This window comes from Corallococcus sp. CA047B, from assembly GCF_003612065.1.
GTDB classification, from domain to species: domain Bacteria; phylum Myxococcota; class Myxococcia; order Myxococcales; family Myxococcaceae; genus Corallococcus; species Corallococcus praedator.
Window position 1 is genome coordinate 1 of record NZ_RAWD01000178.1, and the last position, 19932, is coordinate 19932.

Genomic DNA, 19932 nt, shown 5'->3' on the forward strand with positions numbered 1-19932 from the left:
CGCCGCCCCCGCGACGACCCCCGAGGAGCAGGCCCCGTCGGAGCCCGTGCCCGCGTAGGCCCTCCTCCCACGTCGATGCCGCACGACACGGGGCCCCTCGCTTCACGCGGGTGGGCCCCGACGTGTTCCTGGCCTCGCGTGGCCCCGTGAGGCCGGCCCCTGTCGGGAAGGGGATGCGCAGGCACGCAATGAATATCAATCCCGGCGTTCCCTGTCTTGCTCCCAACTTCGCACTAGTGGGGATTCTCCGCGTCTGCCATTGGCGCGGCGCCGCGTGCGTCGAGTGAGTGCCAGTCCTCGGCCGCGAGGATGGCTTCACTGAGGAGGCGTGGATGTCGTTGGAACGCAAGGCATTGAGGGTGTGTCGGACCGGACCGCCGTGGCTGCTGGGCGCCCTGCTGGCGCTCAGCGCCTGTGCGAAGGAGCCAACACCCGTTGAAGAAGCGCCGGCGTCGCACCCGGCCCGGATCGAGGCGTCCGGCGGCGCCTCGTCCGGACTGCGCGAGCTGCCGGCCGTGGAGGCCGGCCCGGTCATCAGCGTCTTCGCCCAGAAGCTGGAGCGGCCCACGCCGTTGGGGGAGACGACGGCCGTGCACGTGAAGCTGCCGCCCCCGTCCAACAGAGAACTCGCGGAGAGCCTGGTGCGCGTGGTGGGAGACCCGCGGGCGCCCATGGTCCTGTTCCGCTCCGACACCCTGGCCCGACTGGGCGCCATTCCCACGAGCCCGGGCCCCGACTTCTTCACCCTCTTCTCGCACCTCCCGGATTCGGAGCTGCTGCGCCGGGTGGGAAGCGAGACGCGGGTGGCCCGGGGCGAGTTCGGAGCGGTCACCCGGGAGACCCTCCTGTTCAACGGTCGCCACCCGTCCGCGCGCTTCATGGGCCTCCCGGCGGACGCCCGGAGCTTCCGGGATGGGAGCCTGACTCCCCTGTCCTACTGCCCGCAGGTGCCGGTCTCCACCCAGGCGGGGTGGGAGCGCACGCTGCTCGTCCGGGACCCGGCCGTGGTGTTGGATCCGGCTCGCACGTGGGACCCCTGTACCGGCGCTGGTACGAAGGGCGGCAGGTGGACCTTCGCCCACCTCATGCGGCAGATGGCCATGGGCTCCGGCGCCAGCCCGGAGGCCTTCGTGACGCAATGGCTGTCCAGTTGGCTCAATGACTTCACCCTCAACGGCGACACCGTTCCAGCGCGCCGGAAGATGTATGACGAAGTGATTGCCCCCTGGGCCACGGCCAGCGGGGCGCAATCCTCCCTCCTGCAGAATGCCAGCACGGGCCGCTGGGAGGTCCAGCTCAACAAGCCCCTGGACCTGGGCATCGCGCCCTTCCGGCTGCTGGCCATCGTCAACCGCCTGGACCTGGGCAACACCCAGGGAGGTGGCTACGGACGTCAGGCCAACGCTGGCGAGCTCCGCTTCGTCTTCGGCCTGACGCGGCCCTCGCCCTGGGGCAGCGGCGGGACGGAGGCGACGTGCAACCTCAAGCCCTTCACCGTCATCTTCGAGTACGGGGTGCCCGGCACGGGGTGCGCGACGGTCGTCGCCTGGGCGCGGCAGTGGGCGATGCTGGGCAACCACCCCTCCTTCGACGCGGCCTACCGCGCGCAGCTCACCGCGATGACCGAGAGCGTCGTCCTGTACGGAATGGCCGCTGCCAAGGGCAACTTGAGCGCGCTCAACCAACTGCGCACCAATGAAGCCGTCCTGGGCGCGACCCAGGGCCGGCCCTGGGAGCTGCGGGAGTTCCGGCTGACGGACGAGAACCCCACCAACGGCACCGACACGCCTTCTCACGGCTTCCTGCGGCCCCACACGCTGTCGCTGACGCCCGACGACGCGGCCCACGACTCCCAGACGGACGCCGACGTGGACCTCTTCGTGCGGACGCAGGTGAAGGGCGGGCTCGAACTGCCGGTGGTGATTCCCAACCGGTGCACCGCGAAGTACGCCGTGCCCTACCGGTTCAAGGGCAGGTCCTTCCAGGGGGCCAACGCGCTGGTGGCCCCGCCCACGCACTGGGCCGCCCACGGTGCCTCCGCGACCGACGCCAGCGAGGTCTGCGCGCGCAAGGCGTTCTCCCTCAACACCTGCAACGGCTGCCATTTCAAGGACACCGGCACCAATGACTTCTCCGGCGTCAACAACACCGCCTTCACGCACATCAGCCCCACGTCAGGCATCCCGGCGAGGCTGTCCAGGTTCCTGACGGGCGGCGGCCCCGGCCTCATGTTCAGCGTCCCGGACGCTCAGTTCGGCGCCGCGGTGACGTCGTGGTCCTTCGCGGACCTGCAGCGCCGGCACGAGCTGCTCTATGACGTCGCCACCTGCTCCCTGTGTGGACGCTTCCGGGGGCTGGATGCGGGCTTCCTGGAGCGGATGGAGGAGCTCACCGGGGCGGTGCCCCTGGACGTGTCCCCCGGGGCACAGGCGCCGCCGTTCAAGGTGGGGCCCATCCGCGACGTCGAGATGGTGACGCGGCTCCTGGAGCTGCGCCCCGCGTTCAAGGAGGACTTCTGGGACGCGCCGCTCAGCTTCCTCCGTCCTCCGGAGGTCTTCGTCCACTGAGACCGCACCCGGGTCCCTTCGCGCGCGAGGGCGAAGAAGGGGCCCCGGTCCGTCGCGTCAGAACGCGCAGTCCTGTCCGCGCGTGGGCAGCACGGACGCCGTGCCGGACAGCCACGTGTCCAGCGCGCGCGCCGCCTCACGGCCGTCCGCGAGCGCCCAGACGATGAGGCTCGCGCCCCGGCTCGCGTCGCCCGCGCAGTACACGCCCGGCGCGGAGGTGGCGAACCTCGCGTCCACCTGCACCGTGCCGCGCGGCGACAGCTTCACGCCCAGCTCCTCCGCCAGCGGGCCCGTCTCCGGTCCGGTGAAGCCCATGGCCAGCACCAGCAGGTCCACGTCGAACACCTGCTCGGACCCCGGCACCTCCAGCAGCTTCATCGCGCCGCCGGGCTCGCGCTGCACCTCCACGCGCACGGCGTGCAGGCGCTTGAGCTGGCCGTCCTCGCCCTCCAGCCGCTTCGTCAGGAGCGCGAAGGCGCGCTCGCCGCCCTCCTCCTGGCTGGTGGACGTGCGGAACACCAGCGGCCAGCGCGGCCACGGGTTCTCCTTCGCGCGCACCGACGGGGGCGCGGGCAGCAGCTCCACCTGCATCACGCTTTGCGCGTCCTGGCGCAGCGCCGTGCCCAGGCAGTCCGAGCCCGTGTCGCCGCCGCCCAGGATGATGACCCGCTTGCCCGTCGCTTCCAGCCGCGCGTCCGGCGTCGCGCCCGCCGTCACCACCCGGTTCTGGTGCTCCAGGTACTCCATCGCCTGCAGCACGCCGGACAGCTCGCGGCCCGGGACGTCCAGCTCGCGGGCCCGCCGCGCGCCCAGCGCCAGCACCACGCCGTCGTACTGCTCGCGCAGCGCGCGGTAGCCCGTCGTCGCGCCCACGTCCTCGCCCGTGCGGAAGACGATGCCCTCCGCCTCCATCAGCGCGAGGCGCCGGTCCAACACCGACTTCTCCAGCTTGAAGTCCGGGATGCCATATCTCAGCAGTCCCCCCGCTCGCGGGTCCTTCTCGTACACCGTCACGGTGTGCCCGGCCGCGTTGAGCTGGGAGGCCGCCGCGAGCCCCGCGGGGCCGGAGCCCACCACCGCCACGCGCCTGCCCGTCCTGCGCGCCGGAGGCCGGGCCTTCACCCAGCCCTCCGCGAAGGCGCGCTCGGAGATCTCCTTCTCCAACTGCTCGATGGTCACCGCGTCCCGGTCGATGGCCAGCACGCACGCGGCCTCGCACGGCGCGGGGCACAGCCGGCCGGTGAACTCCGGGAAGGTGTTGGTGCGGCTGAGCACCTGGTACGCCTCCTTCCACTGGCCCCGGTACACCGCGTCGTTGAAGTCCGGGATGAGGTTTCCCAGCGGACAGCCCTGGTGACAGAAGGGCACGCCACAGTCCATGCAGCGCCCCGCCTGCCGCTTCGCCTCCTCGGGCGCAAGCGCCAGGTGCAACTCGCGCCAGTCCTCCAGGCGCTCCGCCTTCTCCCGCTTGGGGGCGGGGACGCGCGGCCACTCGACGAAACCCGTGGGCTTGCCCATCGCTTCAGCCCCCCCCGCCGACGACGTGGAGCTGCTGCACGCCCGCGGCCGGCGGCGGACGCCGGGCCGCGCGCCGCGCCTGGAGCACGCGCTTGTAGTCGGTGGGCATCACCTTCATGAACTGCGGCACCATCAGCTCCCAGTTGTCGAGCACCCGCCGCGCCAGCGTGCTGCCGGTGTGGTGCAGGTGGCGTTCGATCATCCCGTGCACGAGCCAGATTTCGGACTCGTCCACCAGCGACTCCAGCTCCACCATCTCCAGGTTGCAGCGCTCGCGGAAGGAGCGGTCGCGGTCCAGCACGTAGGCCGTGCCGCCGCTCATGCCCGCCGCGAAGTTGCGGCCCGTGGCGCCCAGCACCACCACCACGCCGCCCGTCATGTATTCACACCCGTGGTCGCCCACGCCCTCCACCACCGCCTGCGCGCCGCTGTTGCGCACCGCGAAGCGCTCGCCCGCGAGCCCCCGCAGGTACACCTCGCCGGCCGTCGCCCCGTAGAGCACCGTGTTGCCCACGAGCACGTTCTCCTCCGACACGAAGCGGCTGCCCTCGGGCGGATAGACGATGACGCGTCCGCCGGACAGGCCCTTGCCCAGGTAGTCGTTGGTGTCGCCCTCCAGCTCCAGCGTCACCCCCGCGGCCAGGAACGCGCCGAAGCTCTGGCCCGCGGAGCCCTTCAGCTTCACCCGCAGCTTCCCGTCCGGCAGCCCCTGCGCGCCGTGGCGGCGGGCAATCTCTCCCGACAGCATGGCGCCCACCGCGCGGTGCGTGTTCGCCACCGGCAGGTTGAGCAGCAGCGGAGGCCCGCCCGAAAGCACCGACTGCGCCTTCGCCAGCAGCTCGTGGTCCAGGTGGTCCGACACGTCCTTGCGGTGCGGCACCACGCAGTGCCGGGGCTCGGTGGCCGGCGCGGCCGGCGCGGCGAGCAGCGCGGACAGGTCCACCTTGCGCGCCTTCCAGTGGTCCACCGCCGTGCGCTGGCGCAAGAGGTCCACGCGGCCCACCAGGTCATCCAGCCGGCGGATGCCCAGCCGGGCCATCTGCCGGCGCAGGTCCTCGGCGAGCATCGTGAAGAAGCTCACCACGTTCTCCGGGGTGCCCTGGTAGCGCTCGCGCAGCGCCGGGTCCTGCGTGGCGATGCCCGCCGAGCAGGTGTTGAGGTGGCACTTGCGAAGCATGATGCAGCCCACGGACACGAGGCTCGCGGTGGCGAGGCCGAACTCCTCCGCGCCCAGGAGCGCCGCCACCAGCACGTCGCGCGCGGTGCGCAGGCCGCCGTCCACCTGCACGCGCACGCGCGAGCGCAGGCCGTTCTGCACCAGCACCTGCTGCGTCTCCGCCAGCCCCAGCTCCCACGGCAGGCCCGCGTGCTGGAGGCTGGAGAGGGGAGAGGCGCCCGTGCCGCCCTCGTAGCCCGCGATGACCACGGCGCTGGCGCCCGCCTTGGCGACGCCCGCGGCGATGGTGCCCACGCCCACCTCGCTCACCAGCTTCACGCTCACGCGCGCCTTCGCGTTGACGGACTGGAGGTCGTAGATGAGCTGCGCCAGGTCCTCGATGGAGTAGATGTCGTGGTGCGGCGGCGGGGAGATGAGCGTCACGCCCGGCGTGGACCAGCGCACGCGCGCGATTCTCTCATCCACCTTGTGGCCCGGGAGCTGTCCACCCTCGCCGGGCTTGGCGCCCTGGGCCATCTTGATCTGCAGCTCGTCCGCGTTGATGAGGTACTCGGCGGTGACGCCGAAGCGCGCGCTGGCCACCTGCTTGATGGCGCTGCGGCGCGAGTCGCCGTTGGGCTCCTTCGTGTAGCGCCGCGCCTCCTCGCCGCCCTCGCCGCTGTTGGACTTGCCGCCCAGCCGGTTCATCGCGATGGCCAGCGTCTCGTGCGCCTCCGCGCTGATGGAGCCGAAGGACATGGCCCCGGTGACGAACCGGCGCGCCAGCTCCAGCGCGGGCTCCACCTCCTCCAGCGGCACCGGCGTGCAGCCCTCCGTCACCACGTCCAGCAGGCCGCGCAGGTTGCTGTGCTCGCGCGTCTCGTCGTCCGCCAGCTTCGAGTACTCCTGGAACGCCGCCGCGTCGTCCGCGCGCACCGCCGCCTGGAGCTTCGCCACCGTGGCCGGGTTCCACTTGTGGCGCTCGCCCTGCCGGCGCCAGCGGAACTGCCCGCCCACCGGGAGCAGGCCCTCCTCGCCGTCCGCCGCCAGGCCGAAGCCGCGCGCGTGCCGTTCGGAGACCTCCCGCCCCAGCTCCGGCAGGCCCACCCCTTCGATGCGGGACGGCGTGCCGGTGAAGTGCTTCTCAATCAGCCCGCGCTGGAGGCCCACCGCCTCGAAGAGCTGCGAGCCTCGGTACGACTGGAGCGTGGAGATGCCCATCTTGGACATCACCTTGAGCAGGCCCTCCTCCAGCGCGTGGAGGTACTGCGCCTGGGCCTTGTCCTCGTCCGTCTTCAGCTCGCCCGCGTCCGCCAGCGCGCGCAGCGTGTCCAGCGCGAGGTACGGGTTCACCGCGGACACGCCGTAGGCGAAGAGGCACGCGAAGTGGTGCACCTCGCGCGGCTCCGCCGTCTCCAGGACGATGCCCGTGTACATGCGGGTGCCGTCGCGCACCAGCCGCTGGTGCACCGCGGACACCGCCAGCAGCGCCGGGATGGCCGCGTGCGCCGCGTCCACGCCCCGGTCGCTCAGCACGAGCACGCTCGCGCCCGCGTCCACCGCGTCCACCGCCGCCATGCACAGCCGCTCCACCGCGACCTCCAGCGCCGTGGCCGCGCCGCCCGCGTGCGGGTACAGCAGGCTCAGCGTGCGCGGCTCGAACAGGCCCGTGTCGCCGCGCAGGTTCGCGAGCCGCGCCAGCTGCCCGTTGGTCAGGATGGGGCCGGGCAAGGACAGCCGGTGGCACTGCTCGGGCGTCTCCTCGAAGGTGTTGCCTTCGGGGCCCAGCGCGGTGGCCAGCGTCATCACCAGCGCCTCGCGCAGCGGGTCGATGGGCGGGTTCGTCACCTGCGCGAAGAGCTGGTGGAAGTAGTTGAAGAGGGTGGGGGCCTGGTCGCTCAGCACCGCGAGCGGCGTGTCGGTGCCCATGGAGCCCGTGGGCTCCTTGCCCGTCTCCGCCATGGGGACCAGCGTGGTGCGCACGTCCTCGTCCGTGAAGCCGAACGCGCGCTGCAACCGCCACAGCGCCTCCCCCTTCAAGCGGTCCGGCGCGGGGACGGCGGGCAGGTCCTCGAAGGTGAAGACGTTGCGCTGCAGCCAGCGCCGGTACGGCCAGCGCATGGTGATTTCGCGCTTGGCCTCCTCGTCCTCGATGATGCGCCCCTCGGTGGTGTCCACCAGCAGCATGCGGCCCGGCGTCAGCCGACCCTTGCGGCGCACCTGCGACGGGGGCACGTCGATGACGCCCGTCTCCGACGCCAGGATGATGCGGTCATCCTCCGTCACCAGGTAGCGCGCGGGCCTGAGGCCGTTGCGATCCAACGTGGCGCCAATGAGCTGCCCGTCCGTGAACGCGATGGCCGCCGGCCCGTCCCACGGCTCCAGCAGCGACGCGGAGTACTCGTAGAAGGCGCGACGCTCGTCGCTCATCTGCTTGTGGGCCTCCCACGCCTCCGGGATCATCATCATCATGGCGTGGGGCAGGGTGCGGCCGCCCAGGTAGAGCAGCTCCACCATGTTGTCGAACTGCGCGGAGTCGCTCTTGCCCGGCACGATGATGGGCCACAGGGGCTCCAGGCTGCCGCCCAGCTTCGCCGTCTGGAGCAGGCCGCGCCGCGCGGTCATCCAGTTGCGGTTGCCACGCAGTGTATTGATTTCGCCGTTGTGCGCGATGAAGCGGAAGGGCTGCGCCAGCTCCCACGTGGGGAACGTGTTGGTGGAGAAGCGCGAGTGCACCAGCGCCAGCGCGCTGACGAACTCCGGGTGCCGCAGGTCCGCGTAGAAGCGCGGCAGCTGCCGGGGCAGCAAGAGCCCCTTGTAGATGAGCGTCTCCGACGAACAGCTGGCCACGTGGAAGCGCCCCTGCGGATCCACGCCGCGCGCCAGCACGCGGTTCTCCACCAGCTTGCGGATGCGGTAGAGCTTGCGCTCGAAGGCGCTGGGCACCACGCGGCGGCGCGCGATGAAGAGCTGCCGGATGACCGGCGCCACCTGCCGGGCCAGCGACCCCAGCTCCTCCGGGGCCACCGGGACATCCCGCCAGCCGAGCAGCCGCTGGCCCTCCTCCTCCACCACGTCCTCGAAGAGCGCCTCGCACGCGCGGCGCGCCTCCGCCTCCGGCGGCAGGAACACCTGCGCCACGCCGTACTGGCGGCGCGGGGGCAGCTCGAAGCCCAGCTTCGGGGCCTCGTGGTTGAAGAAGCGGTGGGGCAGCTGCACCAGGATGCCGGCGCCGTCGCCCGTCTCCGGGTCGCGTCCCGCCGCGGCGCGGTGGCTCAGCCGGTTGAGCAGCTCCAGCGCGTCCTCCACGATGCCGCGCGAGCGCTGACCCCTGAGGTGGGCCACGAACCCCACGCCGCACGCGTCGTGCTCGGTCTCCGGCTCATACAGGCCGTAGCGCCGCGGGAGGGTGAACGACATCGTGTGGACCCCTTTTCCCGCCAATGACACGGGAAGCCAAGCTGTGGAGCTTGCAGGCTAACGCGCCGTGTCGCACCCCGTAAAGACGGGGTGGCTCAGGGGGTCGGTGCCTCAAGCGGAGTGGGGCCGGGGGGACGGGCCCGTGAAACATCCTGTAGCGCGCGTCGAGCCCACCCCGCGGGCCCCGGATGAACGGATGAACTGCCAACATTTACGTCAGTTGGTTGTTTCCCCATGTCGCGCTGCTTCACATCCTTGATGGACCTTGGGACTCCTGCAGCGGCTGAAGGTGGAGACGCGCCCTCATCACGAGCGCACGGAGGGCGTGGTGCGCCTGATGGACGCGCACCTGACGCCCGGCGACTACCAGCGTCATCTGGAAGACTTCTACGGCCTCTACGTGCCCCTGGAGGCGCGGCTCGCCAGCCCCCTGTCGGCGGTGGGACCCGCGCTGTCGCTCGGGTCGCGCTGGAAGGTGCCGCTCCTGGAGGAGGACCTGCGCGCCCTGGGCCATGACACGGCCTCGCTCGCACGGCTGCCGCGCGCCCTGGCGCTGCCGTCCCTGCCGGGGCTCGCCGAGGCGCTGGGCTGCGCGTACGTGCTGGAGGGCTCCACGCTGGGCGGCCAGCTCATCCTGCGCCACCTGACGCGCCACTTTGGAGCGGACGCGCGCGTGGGCACCTTCGCCTTCTTCCGGGCCTACGGCGATCAGGTGGGCCCCATGTGGCGGGCCTTCGGCGACGTCGTCACCCAGGCGTCCGAACGGGCGGCCTCCGCCACCTTCGATGCGGCCGTCGTCCAGGGCGCCCGCGACACCTTCGACGCCTTCACTGGCTGGTTGATGCGGGAGAACGATGTCCCCGTCCGTCTCTGATGCAGACCTCACGGTCTGCGACCGTGAACCCATCCACCTGCTGGGCGGCATCCAGCCCCGGGGGGTGCTCGTCGCCTTCGACAAGGCCGGCGGGACCATCGCCGTGGTGAGCTCCAACGCGGCCGCGCTGCTCGGCGTGGGGCCGGATGCGCTCGTGGGCCAGCCCCTGGGCCGCATCGTGTCCCGCGAGGTGCTGGCGCGCGTGGAGGCGGGCGTGGCCCTGGGGCCCGTCAACGTGGATGTGGGCGGGCGCCGGTGCTCCGCGCTCCTGCATGAGAGCGACGGCCTGCGGGTGCTGGAGCTGGAGCCCCTGGCGGAGGAGGACGCGAGCGCGGAGGAGGACGCGCTGACCGCGGTGCACCGGCTGGTGTCGCCGCTGGCGCGGGCGAAGGGCGCGGCCGCGCTGCTCCAGGAGGCCGCGAACGCGGTGCGCGCGCTCATCGGCTACGACCGGGTGATGGTGTACCGCTTCCACGCGGACTTCCACGGCGAGGTGGTGGCCGAAAGCGTGCGCGACGGCATCGACCGCTTCATGGGCCTGCACTTCCCGGCGAGCGACATCCCGGTGCAGGCGCGCGCCCTGTACACGCGCAACCCCCTGCGCCTCATCGCGGACGCGAACGCGAAGGGGGTGGGGCTCGTCCCCGCCACGCTGCCAGGGACGGACCGTCCGCTGGACCTGTCCGGCGCGGCGCTGCGCAGCGTGTCGGAGATCCACCTGGAGTACCTGCGCAACATGGGCGTGGGCGCGTCCTTCAGCGTGTCGCTGCTGAAGGACGGGCAGCTCTGGGGGCTCATGGCCTGCCATCACTTGTCGCCCCGGGGCGTGTCGGCCGCGCGGCGTCAGGCGTGCGAGGTGCTGGCGCGGTTGCTGTCGCTCCAGCTCTCCGCGGAGGAGCGCGCCGTGGAGTCCGCGGCCCGCGCGCGGCGCGCGTCGCTGCTGGATGTCCTCGTGGTGCCGGGCCTGGGCGAGCGCAGCCCCGCCCGGGCCCTGGAGGCGCAGGCCCCGCTCTTGATGGACCTCACCGGCGCCACGGGCGTCGCGCTGGTGCTGGGCGCGAGCGCGGGCCTTCCGGGCGGCGCTCCGTTGCTGCTGGGGGACACGCCGTCGCAGGAGGAGGTGCTCGCCCTGGTGGCGTGGCTGTCGCGGCAGGAGCTTTCGGACGACCTCCTCCACGTGGACCGCCTGGGAGACGTCTACGCGCCGCTGGCCTCACGCGCGGAGGTGGCCGCGGGCCTGCTGGCCGTGCGCCTGGACCCGGCGGTGCCGCACTTCGCGCTGTGGTTCCGGCCGGAGGTGGCGCGCACCGTGTCGTGGGCCGGCAATCCGAACAAGCCCGTGCGCCCGGAGCCGGGGCACGCGCGGCTGCACCCCCGCGCCTCCTTCGAGGTGTGGCGCGAGGAGGTGCGGGACGCGTCGCTGCCGTGGTCCGTGGAGGACCTGGAGGCGGCGCGCGCGCTCAAGGGCGCCCTGGTGGGCGTGGTGCTGCGGCAGGCCGAGGAGGTGGCCCGCCTGTCGCGTGAGCTGGCCCGCTCCAACGCGGAGCTGGACGCCTTCGGTGGCACCGTGGCGCACGACCTCAAGGAGCCCCTGCGCGGCATCCTCCAGTACAGCTCCTTCCTCCAGGAGGACTTTGGCGCCACGCTGGGAGAGACGGGGCGCTCGCAGTTGGACGCGCTGACGTGGCTGGCGAAGCGCACGCACGACCTGCTCGACAACCTCTTCGAGTACAGCCGCATGGGCCGGCTGGAGCTGGGGTGGGAGGTGACGGACCAGCAGGCCCTGGTGGACGACGTGGTGCGCACGCTGGGCGCGCGGCTGGAGGAGGGGAAGGTGGAGCTGCGCCTGCCCCGCCGCCTGCCCACCGTCGCCTGCGACCCCGTGCGCATCCGCCAGGTCTGGGCCAACCTCATCTCCAACGCGGCCAAGTACCAGACAACCGAGCCCCGCTGGGTGGAGGTGGGCTACTTCGGACCGGGCGAAGCGCGTCCGGAGGCGGCGCGGCATGTCTCGGCGCCCTACCTTTTCTTCGTGAAGGACCCGGGCATCGGGATTGCCCCCCAATTCCACGAGGCCATCTTTGAACTGTTCCGTCGCCTGCACCCCGCGCAGGCATTTGGCGGGGGCAGCGGCGCGGGGCTGGCCATCGCACGGCGCCTGGTGGCATTGCATGGGGGGACGTTGTGGGTGGACTCCGCGCCAGGGCAGGGATCGACCTTCTTCTTCACGCTTGGCGAGGAACCCCGAGGATGAGCCCGCTGCTGCTGGTGGAAGACAGTGATCCGGACGCGGAGGCGCTGCAGCGCATCGCGCGGCGGCTGCCGCTGCCCGTGCCGGTGGTGCGCGTGCGCGACGGCGAGAGCGCCCTGGACTACCTCTACCAGCGGGGCGCCTACGCGGACGCGGCGCGGCCCGCGCTCGTCCTCCTGGACATGCACATGCCCGGCATCAGCGGGCGCGATGTGTTGACGCAGGTGAAGGCGGATCCGGACCTGCGCCGCATCCCGGTCATCATCTTCTCCAGCTCGGTGGCGGCGGAGGACGTGGACGGCGCCTACGCGGACGGCGCCAACAGCTACCTCTTCAAGCCGGAGGTCGGTCCCCAGCTCCAGGCCACCGCGGAGGCGCTGCACGCCTTCTGGTTCAAGGCCGCGCGCCTGCCCGCGCCGGAAGAGCAGGGCGCATGACCCTGCGCGTCCTCCTGGTCGACGACGGCATGTCGGACCGCATCGCGGTCAGCCGCGCGCTCGCGAAGGATCCGGACATGAAGTGGGAGGTGGCGCAGGTGGCTTCCGCGGAGGAGGCCCTGACGTACCTGTCCCAACACTCCGCGGACGCGATGCTGCTCGACTACCACCTGCCCGGGATGAACGGCGTGGCCCTGCTCCAGCAGCTCGCGGCGCTGGGCCTGCCCGCCATCCCCGCCGTGGTGGTGCTCACCGGCAGCGGCAACGAGCGCGTGGCGGTGGACGCCATGAAGGCCGGCGCCCAGGACTACCTGGTCAAGGAGGCCTTCAGCCCGGAGCGCCTGCGCCGCAGCCTGAGGGCCGCCGTGGACACGGTGCGCATGACGCGCGAGCTGGAAGAGCGCCGCCTGCGCGCGGAGCGGGCCGAGGCCGCCGCCCGGGACGCGCTGGTCGTGCGCGACGAGCTCTTCTCCCTGGCGACGCACGACCTCAAGGGGCCGCTGCAGATCATGACGCTCAACGCCCAGGTGCTGCGCCGGCAGATCCCCGCCGCCGTGATGACGCCCGCGCTGGAGACGCGCCTGGGCCACATCGTGCGCGCCGCGCACCGCATGGGCGAACTCATCGACCACTTCCTGGAGGTGACGCGCGGTCAGGAGCGTCCGCTCAAGCGCGAACCCATGGACCTGCTCGCCATGGTGCACGGCAAGGTGCGCGAATTGGAGGCCACCGCGACGCGCCACGTCTTCGTCCTGGAGGCGCCCGAAGGCCGTGACTTCACGGGCAACTGGGACGCGCACGCCCTGGAGCGCGTGCTGGAGAACCTGCTGGGCAACGCGGTGAAGTACAGCGCCGCGGGCTCCACCGTCACCGTGCGCCTGGGGGTGGAGGACGACGAACCCCAGCGGTACGTGCTGCTCTACGTGGTGGACCAGGGCATCGGCATCCCCGCGGCGGACCTGCCCTTCGTCTTCGAGCGCTTCCACCGCGGCCGCAACGTGTCCCAGGACGTGTCCGGCAGCGGCGTGGGGCTGGCCAGCGCGCGCCGCATGGTGGAATTGCACGGCGGCACGCTCTCCGTGGAGAGCCTGGAGAACCAGGGCTCCACCTTCATCGTGCGCCTGCCCCGGGGCCTCCAGGTCAGCGTGTTCCCGACGACGCCCCCCCCGCAGGGACCGGCCCCGGCGGGGGGCCCCACGCACTCCGCGCGGTGACGCGGCCCCGGTGTCCGGGCCTCAGGACACCGCGGGGATGCCGCCGCGCAGCATGAAGTACACCACCACGCCCGTCACCGACACATAGAGCCAGATGGGCGCCAGCCACCGCGTCACCTTGCGGTGCCGCGCGAACTGCTGCCGCCAGGAGAAGTAGAAGGCGACGAGCGCCATGGGCAGCACCGGCATGGACAAGAGCACGTGGCTGGCCAGCAGCGTCAGGTACAGCCCCCGGAAGTCGCCCACGTAGCGCGTGTCCCCGTGCACGTAGTGGTAGGCGAGGTAGCCCACCAGGAACAGCGCGGACGCCGCGAACGCACTCACCATCAGGTTCTGGTGCACCCGCCGCGCGCCGCGCTTGATGGCGATCCACCCGCCCAAGAGCAGCGTCGCCGCCGTCGCGTTGAGCACCGCGTTCACCGCCGGCATGAAGCGCAGAGCCACGCCCACCCCCGCCCCACCGCGGCGGATGAGCAGCAGCCACGCCAGCAGCGCCAGCGCTCCGGCGGACACCACGCCAATGGCGATGAAGAACGACCGGTCGCGCGACGGCGACGAGGGGGGGGACATCCCGAGCGCGGCGTTGGACATGCCCCCTTGTGGCCCGCCGCCCGTCCCGCACGCAACTCCTCCACAGAGGAGCGACCTACATGGACGCACATGTCGGCCGAATGGAATCGGTTAGGTCAACTGGATATCAAACCGGAAATTCCTTCATACTCCTGCGCGTCGCCCCCGACCCCCCTCTCGGAGGTTCCCGTGTTCAGCGTGCGTTGCCTTGCCCCTCTGGCGAGCGCCGCCCTCCTGCTCGCCCTGCCCGCAGCCGCTGAAGAAGCGGTGTGTGCGCCCGTGGCGAAAGTTCCTTTGGAGCGGCACCTTCGTCAGCTTTCTCTCGATTTGCTGGGACGTCCGCCCACCATCGAGGAGTACAAGACCTTCCAGGCGAAGGGCTCCGTCACGGCGGAAGACGTCCGCCAGATGATGGGCCAGGAGCCCTTCTACGCCCGGATGCGCGAGTTCCACCGCGCCCTTCTGCGCTCCAACATCAACTCCAGCGTGAACGGCAACGGGGACTACCGGGTCTCCGGCACGCCGTTGAGCTTCGCGGGCAACAACTCCAACGCGCTGCGCGGTGGCCAGAGCCAGCGCTGTGACGGGGAGATCGCCCAGGACACCTGCAAGGCGAACCCGCAGGACGGGCACTCGCTGACGCCCACCACCTGCCGCGACGCGCAGGGCGTGCCGCTGCCGGTCAGCTACGACTACGACACGAACTTCTACCAGTGCCGCCTGCTGGACCCGGCCTCCACGGAGCCGGAGCTGAAGTACGCGGACTGCAACGCGCTGAAGGCCAGCGCGGCGCACGGCAAGTACGTGAACTTCTGCGACAACCGCTACAGCAGCACCGCGGGCAAGTCCGTGGGCTACCTGTGCCTGCCGGACCCGGCGAAGACTTCCACCAACGTGCTGAAGCCGTTCCCGGAGACGGGCGTCATCACGGCCTTCGTGCACCCGAACCCGGAGACGAAGCCGAACCTGGAGCGGCTGGAGCGCTGCACGTTCGACCTGGCCCGGCGCAACAACATCAACGGCACCTGGGTGCCCCAGCGCGGCTGCGTGCAGCGCGATGGCTACGTGACGACCACCGTGCAGCCCTACTGGTCCGTCGCGACGGAGCCGGTGAAGGTGTGCGCCGTGGAGGCGCAGGACCGCGCCACCAACCCGTACACGGGCGAGTCCTGTGAGACGGGCCGCTTCAACAGCGACCGCAGCTGCGGCTGTGGCGACAGGATGCGCCGCTGCGAAATCAACGATGTGCACACCGCGCGCGTCGCCGCCTTCAACGAGGAGCCGCTGCTCATCACCGACTCGGTGGTGCGCAACGACGAGCCCTACTTCAACATCCTCACCACCTCCCGCTCCTTCGTGAACGGCCCGCTGTCGGAGTTCTACAAGCAGAAGCAGGGCGTGGCCGTGTTCAGCGTGAAGGCGCCCGCGGACGTGGCCACGCTGCCCGCCGTGCCGTACGACGACAAGACCACCTGGGCGGTCTACACGCGCGACAACACCCACTCCGGCGTGCTCACCACCCCCGCGTTCCTCTACCGCTTCCCCACGCAGCGCGCCCGCGTCAACGAGTTCTACGAGGCGTTCCTCTGCAAGCACTTCTCTCCGGCCGCGGACGCCACGCTCCCGTCCCCGGACGACGCCTGCAACCGGGAGAACAACCTGGCCAAGCGCTGCGGCTGCAACTACTGCCACGCCACCATCGAGCCCACGGGCGCGCACTGGGGCCGGTACGCGGAGCGCTCCGCGCTGTTCCTGTCGGCGGAGCAGTTCCCCCGACTGGATCCGAAGTGCCGCGACTGCGCCATCGCCGGTGACACCAACTGCGGCGGCGAGTGCAGCCAGTACGTGATGCAGGCCTTCGACGGCGACGGCGCCAATTCGCTGGGCCTGCTGAAGACCTACCTCTACCGCACCCCGGCCGAGGAGCAGAACATCGAGGGCGGTCCCCAGACGCTGGTGAAGCGGATGATGGAGACGGGCGACCTGGAGCGCTGCACCGTCAAGCGCGTGTGGAACGAGTTCCTGGGCCGCGCGATGACGACCGAGGAACAGCGGATGTATCTGCAGACGCTGTCGCAGGACTTCGCGAAGAACAACCACAGCATGAAGGGCCTCATCGAGCAGGTGGTGATGTCCGACGCGTACCGGAGGATCGACTGATGCGCCGCCTCGTGTTGACCGCGCTTCTCGCGCTCGCAGCGGGCTGCACCAGCGGCTCCGTGGATGCCCCCGCCAAGCCCGTCCCGCTGGATGCCCAGCTGGACCCCGTTCCAAACCCGCACGGGGACGGCACGCAGATCGACCCGCTGCCGGATCCGGAGGCGCAAGGGGGCAGCGTGGGCCGCGCCGCGCGCCGGCTCACCGTCGCGCAGCTCAAGGAGTCCATCAAGATCGCGGTGGGCATGGAGTGGGATGAGCTGGAGGCCCGGGCCCAGTCGCTGGGCCGCGCGGACTACGCGCTCATCACCACGGAGAACACGGAGCCGAACCTCGTCTTCGCCCGCTTCCTGGACGACGGCGCGCGCAAGGTGTGCATCGCGCAGGCGCAGAAGGACATCGCGCAGCCGGACCTGTCGCTGCGCACGCTGGGCCGCACGCTGCCCACGCCCATGAGCGATTTGACCAAGCTCACGGACGCGCAGGTGAACGAGACCATCGTCTACCTGTCCACCCGCTTCTGGGGCGCGCCCCTGGCGGGTGAAGAGCTGGCCCGCTACGCGACCTTCTTCCGCAAGGCCGCCGCCCGTGCCGAAACCCTCAAGAAGCGGGACCAGGCGCTGGCGGTCGTGTGCATCGCCATGCTGACGGACTCGCGCTTCATCACCTACTGACCTTCTGGTGCCCGCGATGAAGAAGACGCGCCAAGACGACCTCCGCATCCCCGAGCGCCGCACCTTCCTCAAGGCCGGAGCCGGCTTCATGGGCTCCCTGCTGCTGGGAGGCATCCCCTTCCGCGCGGTGGCCCAGGCGACCAACCTGGCCCCCGCCGACCGCTGCTTCGTGTTCGTCTATTTCTCCGGAGGGTGGGACCAGCTGCTCGCGTTCGACCCCCGCGACCCGACCGAGTTCACGGACGACAAGGTCAGCCAGACGCGCATCGTGCCGGGCTACAACCAGCTGTCCACCGACGCGCGCTTCTCCACGATGCCCATCGTTCCCAAGGAGCGCGCGGGCGCGGGCGCTCCGACGATGACGTTCGGTCCGGCGATTGGAGACGTGCGCAGCCCCAACCTGTCCGACCACTACGACCTGATGACCGTGGTGCGCGGCATCAACATGAGCACGCTCACGCACGAGGTGGGCTACCGCTACTTCCTCACCGGGAAGATGCCCATTGGCAGCGCGGCGCGCGGCTCCTCCACCGCGACGGAGATCGTGGGGCAGATGAAGCCCGCGGTGCCCATTCCGTCCATCGCGCAGAACGTGGAGTCGTACAACGACCGCTACGGCGGCTACGCCAACGCGCTGCGCGTCAGCGGCCTGGCGGACCTGGTGCTCACGCTGGATCCGCCCTCGGCGGCCCGCCAGCTGGACAGCGAAATCGAGAAGAGCCTCCTCGACCTCAACGGCATGCCCATCACCTGCGAGGAGCAGGCGTTCGCCGCCCGGGGCGTGGGGACGACGTACGAGAACAGCCGCGAACAGATGCAGGCCGTGATGGCCAACAAGCTGTCGGACTCGTTCCGCTTCAACCTGGCGGCCAACGACGCGGTGCGCGCCACCTACGGCCTCAACGGACAGGCCTACCCGTACAACAGCGCCAACGGCCGCGCGGCCATGGTGGCCACCGCCCTGAAGAAGGGCATCAGCCAGTGCGTGTCCATCAACCTGGCGGGCGGCCTGGACACCCACTTCGGCACGCAGCTCACCCAGGCAGGCAACCAGCGCGCCGGCTTCGACGCGCTCAACCTGCTGGTCACGGACCTGCGCAACACGCAGCATCCGGGTGGCGGCAACTTCATGGACCACACGACCATCCTGGTGTTCAGCGAGTTCGCTCGCACGCCCACCATCAACGCCACGGGCGGTCGCGACCACCACCTGTCCAACAGCTGCCTGCTGATGGGCGCGGGCATCAAGCACAACCTGGTGGTGGGGCGCAGCGGTGACATCGGCATGTCGCCCGGCATGGTGGACATGCGCACCGGCGCCAATGATCCGAACGGTTCCAACATCTTCCCCGAGCACATCATCGCGACGGTGCTGGCCTCGGCGAAGCTGGACTACAGCATCACGCGGGTGGACCCGCTGCGGTTCATCCTTGCCTGAGTCTTGATGAGCACTCCCTCCTCGCGTCCCTGGCCGCGCCACGGTTCCCCCTCCGTGGCGCGTTTCATCCCCTCCTCGCTCCTGCTCTGCGCCGCGCTGCTGGTTGCCGCGTGTGGCGAGGACGCCCCGCCGGGGAGCGACCCGGCGAAGCCCGCGGCGTTCACCGCGACCCAGGTCCCAAGCTCCCAGGGGCTGGCGCCGGCCCGTGGCTTCGCGGACCAGTCCGGCGGCGGCATCTTCGCCACCACCACGGGTGGCGTCGTGCGGCTGCGGCTGGACGGCAGCAAGGCCGCCCTGTCGCCGCACCCGAAGAACGTCGCCACGTTGGGCAGCGTGCTCGCGACCTTCCGCCTGGGGCCGCACAGCGCCCTGGTGGAGACGGACACGGGCCTGTTCCTGGCGAACCAGGGCTGGCTCATCGAACCCTTGTGGCAGCAGGTGCTGGGCACGGGCATCGTCGCCACCGCGCAGACGGCGGACGGCGCGGCGTGGCTCGCGCACCCCACGGGGCTGTTCCAGATCCAGGGCGGCACGCTCGCGTCGCTGAAGCTGTCGGGACAGGCCCTCTCCGGCATCACCACGATGACGGCGGCGCCCGCGGAGGACGGCCTGCCGGGCCTGTGGTTCGCGCGCCAGGGGAAGATCAACGTGGTGGTGGCGTCCGCGCCGGGCGTCTACCAGGTGCGCGGCACCGACGCGCCGCTCACCGGCGGTGAGACGGTGGAGGCGCTCGCGGGCCTGGGCGCCGGCACCGGCACCGCCGGCGAGGTGTGGGTGCTCACCAGCACCCGCGTGCTGCGCCGCAACGCCGAAGGCTGGACGACGGTGGAGTTGCCGTCCCGGCCCCAGCAGCTGATGGCCGAGGGGCGCTTTCTCTGGGCCCGCTCGGACACGAAGCTCTTCGTCTTCGACGCGGATGCGGGCACCTGGGGCGTGGCCGAAGGCCTGCCGTCCGGGACGCCGACGCTGCTGGCGGTGGACGAGAGCGGCTGCGCGTGGGTGGAACTCAACGGGCAGTCGCTGGCGGTGAGCAAGGGCGCGGTGCCGCGCGTGCAGGGGCTGCACCAGGGCATGCTGTTGGTGGATGACGGGCTGGTGCTCCGGGCCACGCTGCCGCCGGGCTCCACGCCCAAGAGCGTCGCGTTCCAGGTGGATCAGTCGGAGGAGGTTCCGGCCGCCGGCCCCGACTACAGCATGGGCGGCCTGGAGGCGGACGCCACCACGCTCAAGGCGTTCTCGTTCGCCAGCGTGCCGCCGGGCAGCCACACGCTGTCCGTGGTGTCCCGCTTCGAGGACGGCACGGAGGCCCGCCGCGCGGTGCCCTTCACCTACCAGCCGCTCACCACCACCCCCAGCTACGCGCGTGACATCCGGCCCATCCACGAGGCCCGGTGCGCCAAGTGCCACACGGACAGCACCAACCCCGGCCGGCCGCTGAACACGTATGAACTGTGGAAGGCCAACGCCCAGCTCATCAACGCGGCGGTGCGCGACGTGCGCATGCCGGCGGACGGGCCGTTGGATCCGCAGGGCACCGCCCTCATCAATCGCTGGGTCTCCTCCGGCACGCTGCCTTGAAGTCGTCGCGGTCCCTCCCCTGACGTTCCGACGTTTCCTTGACGGCGTCCCTCCCCCCGGGAGGGACGCCGTCAAGGA

12 protein-coding genes are annotated in these 19932 nt (G+C 71.2%); 9 read left to right on the top strand and 3 right to left on the bottom strand.

Translation table 11 applies throughout. The annotated features are described in order from the left end of the window. Window positions 1–332: 332 nt before the first annotated feature. Window positions 333–2567: a hypothetical protein gene (locus D7X74_RS25230; RefSeq protein WP_120535556.1), complete on the top strand. Its 2235-nt coding sequence runs from the start codon at window positions 333–335 to the stop codon at window positions 2565–2567. Between the two features lie 57 nt (window positions 2568–2624). Here the strand turns inward: D7X74_RS25230 and D7X74_RS25235 are convergent, their stop codons facing one another. Further along, window positions 2625–4085: a glutamate synthase subunit beta gene (locus D7X74_RS25235; protein WP_120535557.1), complete on the bottom strand. Its 1461-nt coding sequence runs from the start codon at window positions 4083–4085 to the stop codon at window positions 2625–2627. A gap of 4 nt (window positions 4086–4089) precedes the next feature. Further along, entirely contained in the window at window positions 4090–8661 is a 4572-nt protein-coding gene (gene gltB / locus D7X74_RS25240; protein ID WP_120535558.1) for a glutamate synthase large subunit, read from the bottom strand. Window positions 8662–8926: 265 nt separating this feature from the next. On the opposite strand from gltB, the gene D7X74_RS25245 reads away from it, so the two are divergent. Genes D7X74_RS25245 through D7X74_RS25260 form a run of 4 tightly spaced genes read left to right on the top strand, consistent with a single transcriptional unit; the run spans window position 8927 to window position 13437 of the window. Next, entirely contained in the window at window positions 8927–9535 is a 609-nt protein-coding gene (locus tag D7X74_RS25245) for a biliverdin-producing heme oxygenase (protein ID WP_233602245.1), read from the top strand. After that, complete coding sequence (locus tag D7X74_RS25250) at window positions 9516–11789, top strand: ATP-binding protein (RefSeq protein WP_120535559.1); 2274 nt, start codon at window positions 9516–9518, stop codon at window positions 11787–11789. The genes D7X74_RS25245 and D7X74_RS25250 overlap by 20 nt, the downstream gene beginning before the upstream one ends. Then, window positions 11786–12223, top strand: a complete 438-nt coding sequence (locus tag D7X74_RS25255; protein WP_120535560.1) for a response regulator — start codon at window positions 11786–11788, stop codon at window positions 12221–12223. Before D7X74_RS25250 ends, D7X74_RS25255 begins: the two co-directional genes overlap by 4 nt. Beyond that, window positions 12220–13437: a hybrid sensor histidine kinase/response regulator gene (locus D7X74_RS25260; RefSeq protein WP_120535561.1), complete on the top strand. Its 1218-nt coding sequence runs from the start codon at window positions 12220–12222 to the stop codon at window positions 13435–13437. The genes D7X74_RS25255 and D7X74_RS25260 overlap by 4 nt, the downstream gene beginning before the upstream one ends. A gap of 21 nt (window positions 13438–13458) precedes the next feature. Here D7X74_RS25260 and D7X74_RS25265 read toward each other — a convergent pair whose 3' ends face one another. After that, the gene (locus D7X74_RS25265) at window positions 13459–14028 is read right to left on the bottom strand and encodes a DUF420 domain-containing protein (RefSeq protein ID WP_120535562.1); all 570 of its coding nucleotides are present in this window, start codon (window positions 14026–14028) and stop codon (window positions 13459–13461) included. A gap of 168 nt (window positions 14029–14196) precedes the next feature. On the opposite strand from D7X74_RS25265, the gene D7X74_RS25270 reads away from it, so the two are divergent. Genes D7X74_RS25270 through D7X74_RS25285 form a run of 4 tightly spaced genes read left to right on the top strand, consistent with a single transcriptional unit; the run spans window position 14197 to window position 19854 of the window. After that, complete coding sequence (locus D7X74_RS25270; RefSeq protein WP_120535563.1) at window positions 14197–16167, top strand: DUF1585 domain-containing protein; 1971 nt, start codon at window positions 14197–14199, stop codon at window positions 16165–16167. Next, complete coding sequence (locus D7X74_RS25275; RefSeq protein WP_120535564.1) at window positions 16167–16838, top strand: hypothetical protein; 672 nt, start codon at window positions 16167–16169, stop codon at window positions 16836–16838. Before D7X74_RS25270 ends, D7X74_RS25275 begins: the two co-directional genes overlap by 1 nt. A gap of 16 nt (window positions 16839–16854) precedes the next feature. Beyond that, a complete protein-coding gene (locus D7X74_RS25280; protein WP_120535565.1) occupies window positions 16855–18276 on the top strand; it encodes a DUF1501 domain-containing protein in 1422 nt (473 codons plus the stop codon). A gap of 54 nt (window positions 18277–18330) precedes the next feature. Beyond that, entirely contained in the window at window positions 18331–19854 is a 1524-nt protein-coding gene (locus D7X74_RS25285) for a hypothetical protein (protein ID WP_120535567.1), read from the top strand. Window positions 19855–19932 lie beyond the last annotated feature (78 nt).

What these genes read in the sequence shown, in the direction of transcription:
- D7X74_RS25230 (WP_120535556.1), top strand. Translation starts at nt 333, where the DNA reads ATGTCGTTGGAACGCAAGGCATTGAGGGTGTGTCGGACCGGACCGCCG.
- D7X74_RS25235 (WP_120535557.1), bottom strand. Translation starts at nt 4,085, where the DNA reads ATGGGCAAGCCCACGGGTTTCGTCGAGTGGCCGCGCGTCCCCGCCCCC.
- gltB (WP_120535558.1), bottom strand. Translation starts at nt 8,661, where the DNA reads ATGTCGTTCACCCTCCCGCGGCGCTACGGCCTGTATGAGCCGGAGACC.
- D7X74_RS25250 (WP_120535559.1), top strand. Translation starts at nt 9,516, where the DNA reads ATGTCCCCGTCCGTCTCTGATGCAGACCTCACGGTCTGCGACCGTGAA.
- D7X74_RS25255 (WP_120535560.1), top strand. Translation starts at nt 11,786, where the DNA reads ATGAGCCCGCTGCTGCTGGTGGAAGACAGTGATCCGGACGCGGAGGCG.
- D7X74_RS25260 (WP_120535561.1), top strand. Translation starts at nt 12,220, where the DNA reads ATGACCCTGCGCGTCCTCCTGGTCGACGACGGCATGTCGGACCGCATC.
- D7X74_RS25265 (WP_120535562.1), bottom strand. Translation starts at nt 14,028, where the DNA reads ATGTCCAACGCCGCGCTCGGGATGTCCCCCCCCTCGTCGCCGTCGCGC.
- D7X74_RS25275 (WP_120535564.1), top strand. Translation starts at nt 16,167, where the DNA reads ATGCGCCGCCTCGTGTTGACCGCGCTTCTCGCGCTCGCAGCGGGCTGC.
- D7X74_RS25280 (WP_120535565.1), top strand. Translation starts at nt 16,855, where the DNA reads ATGAAGAAGACGCGCCAAGACGACCTCCGCATCCCCGAGCGCCGCACC.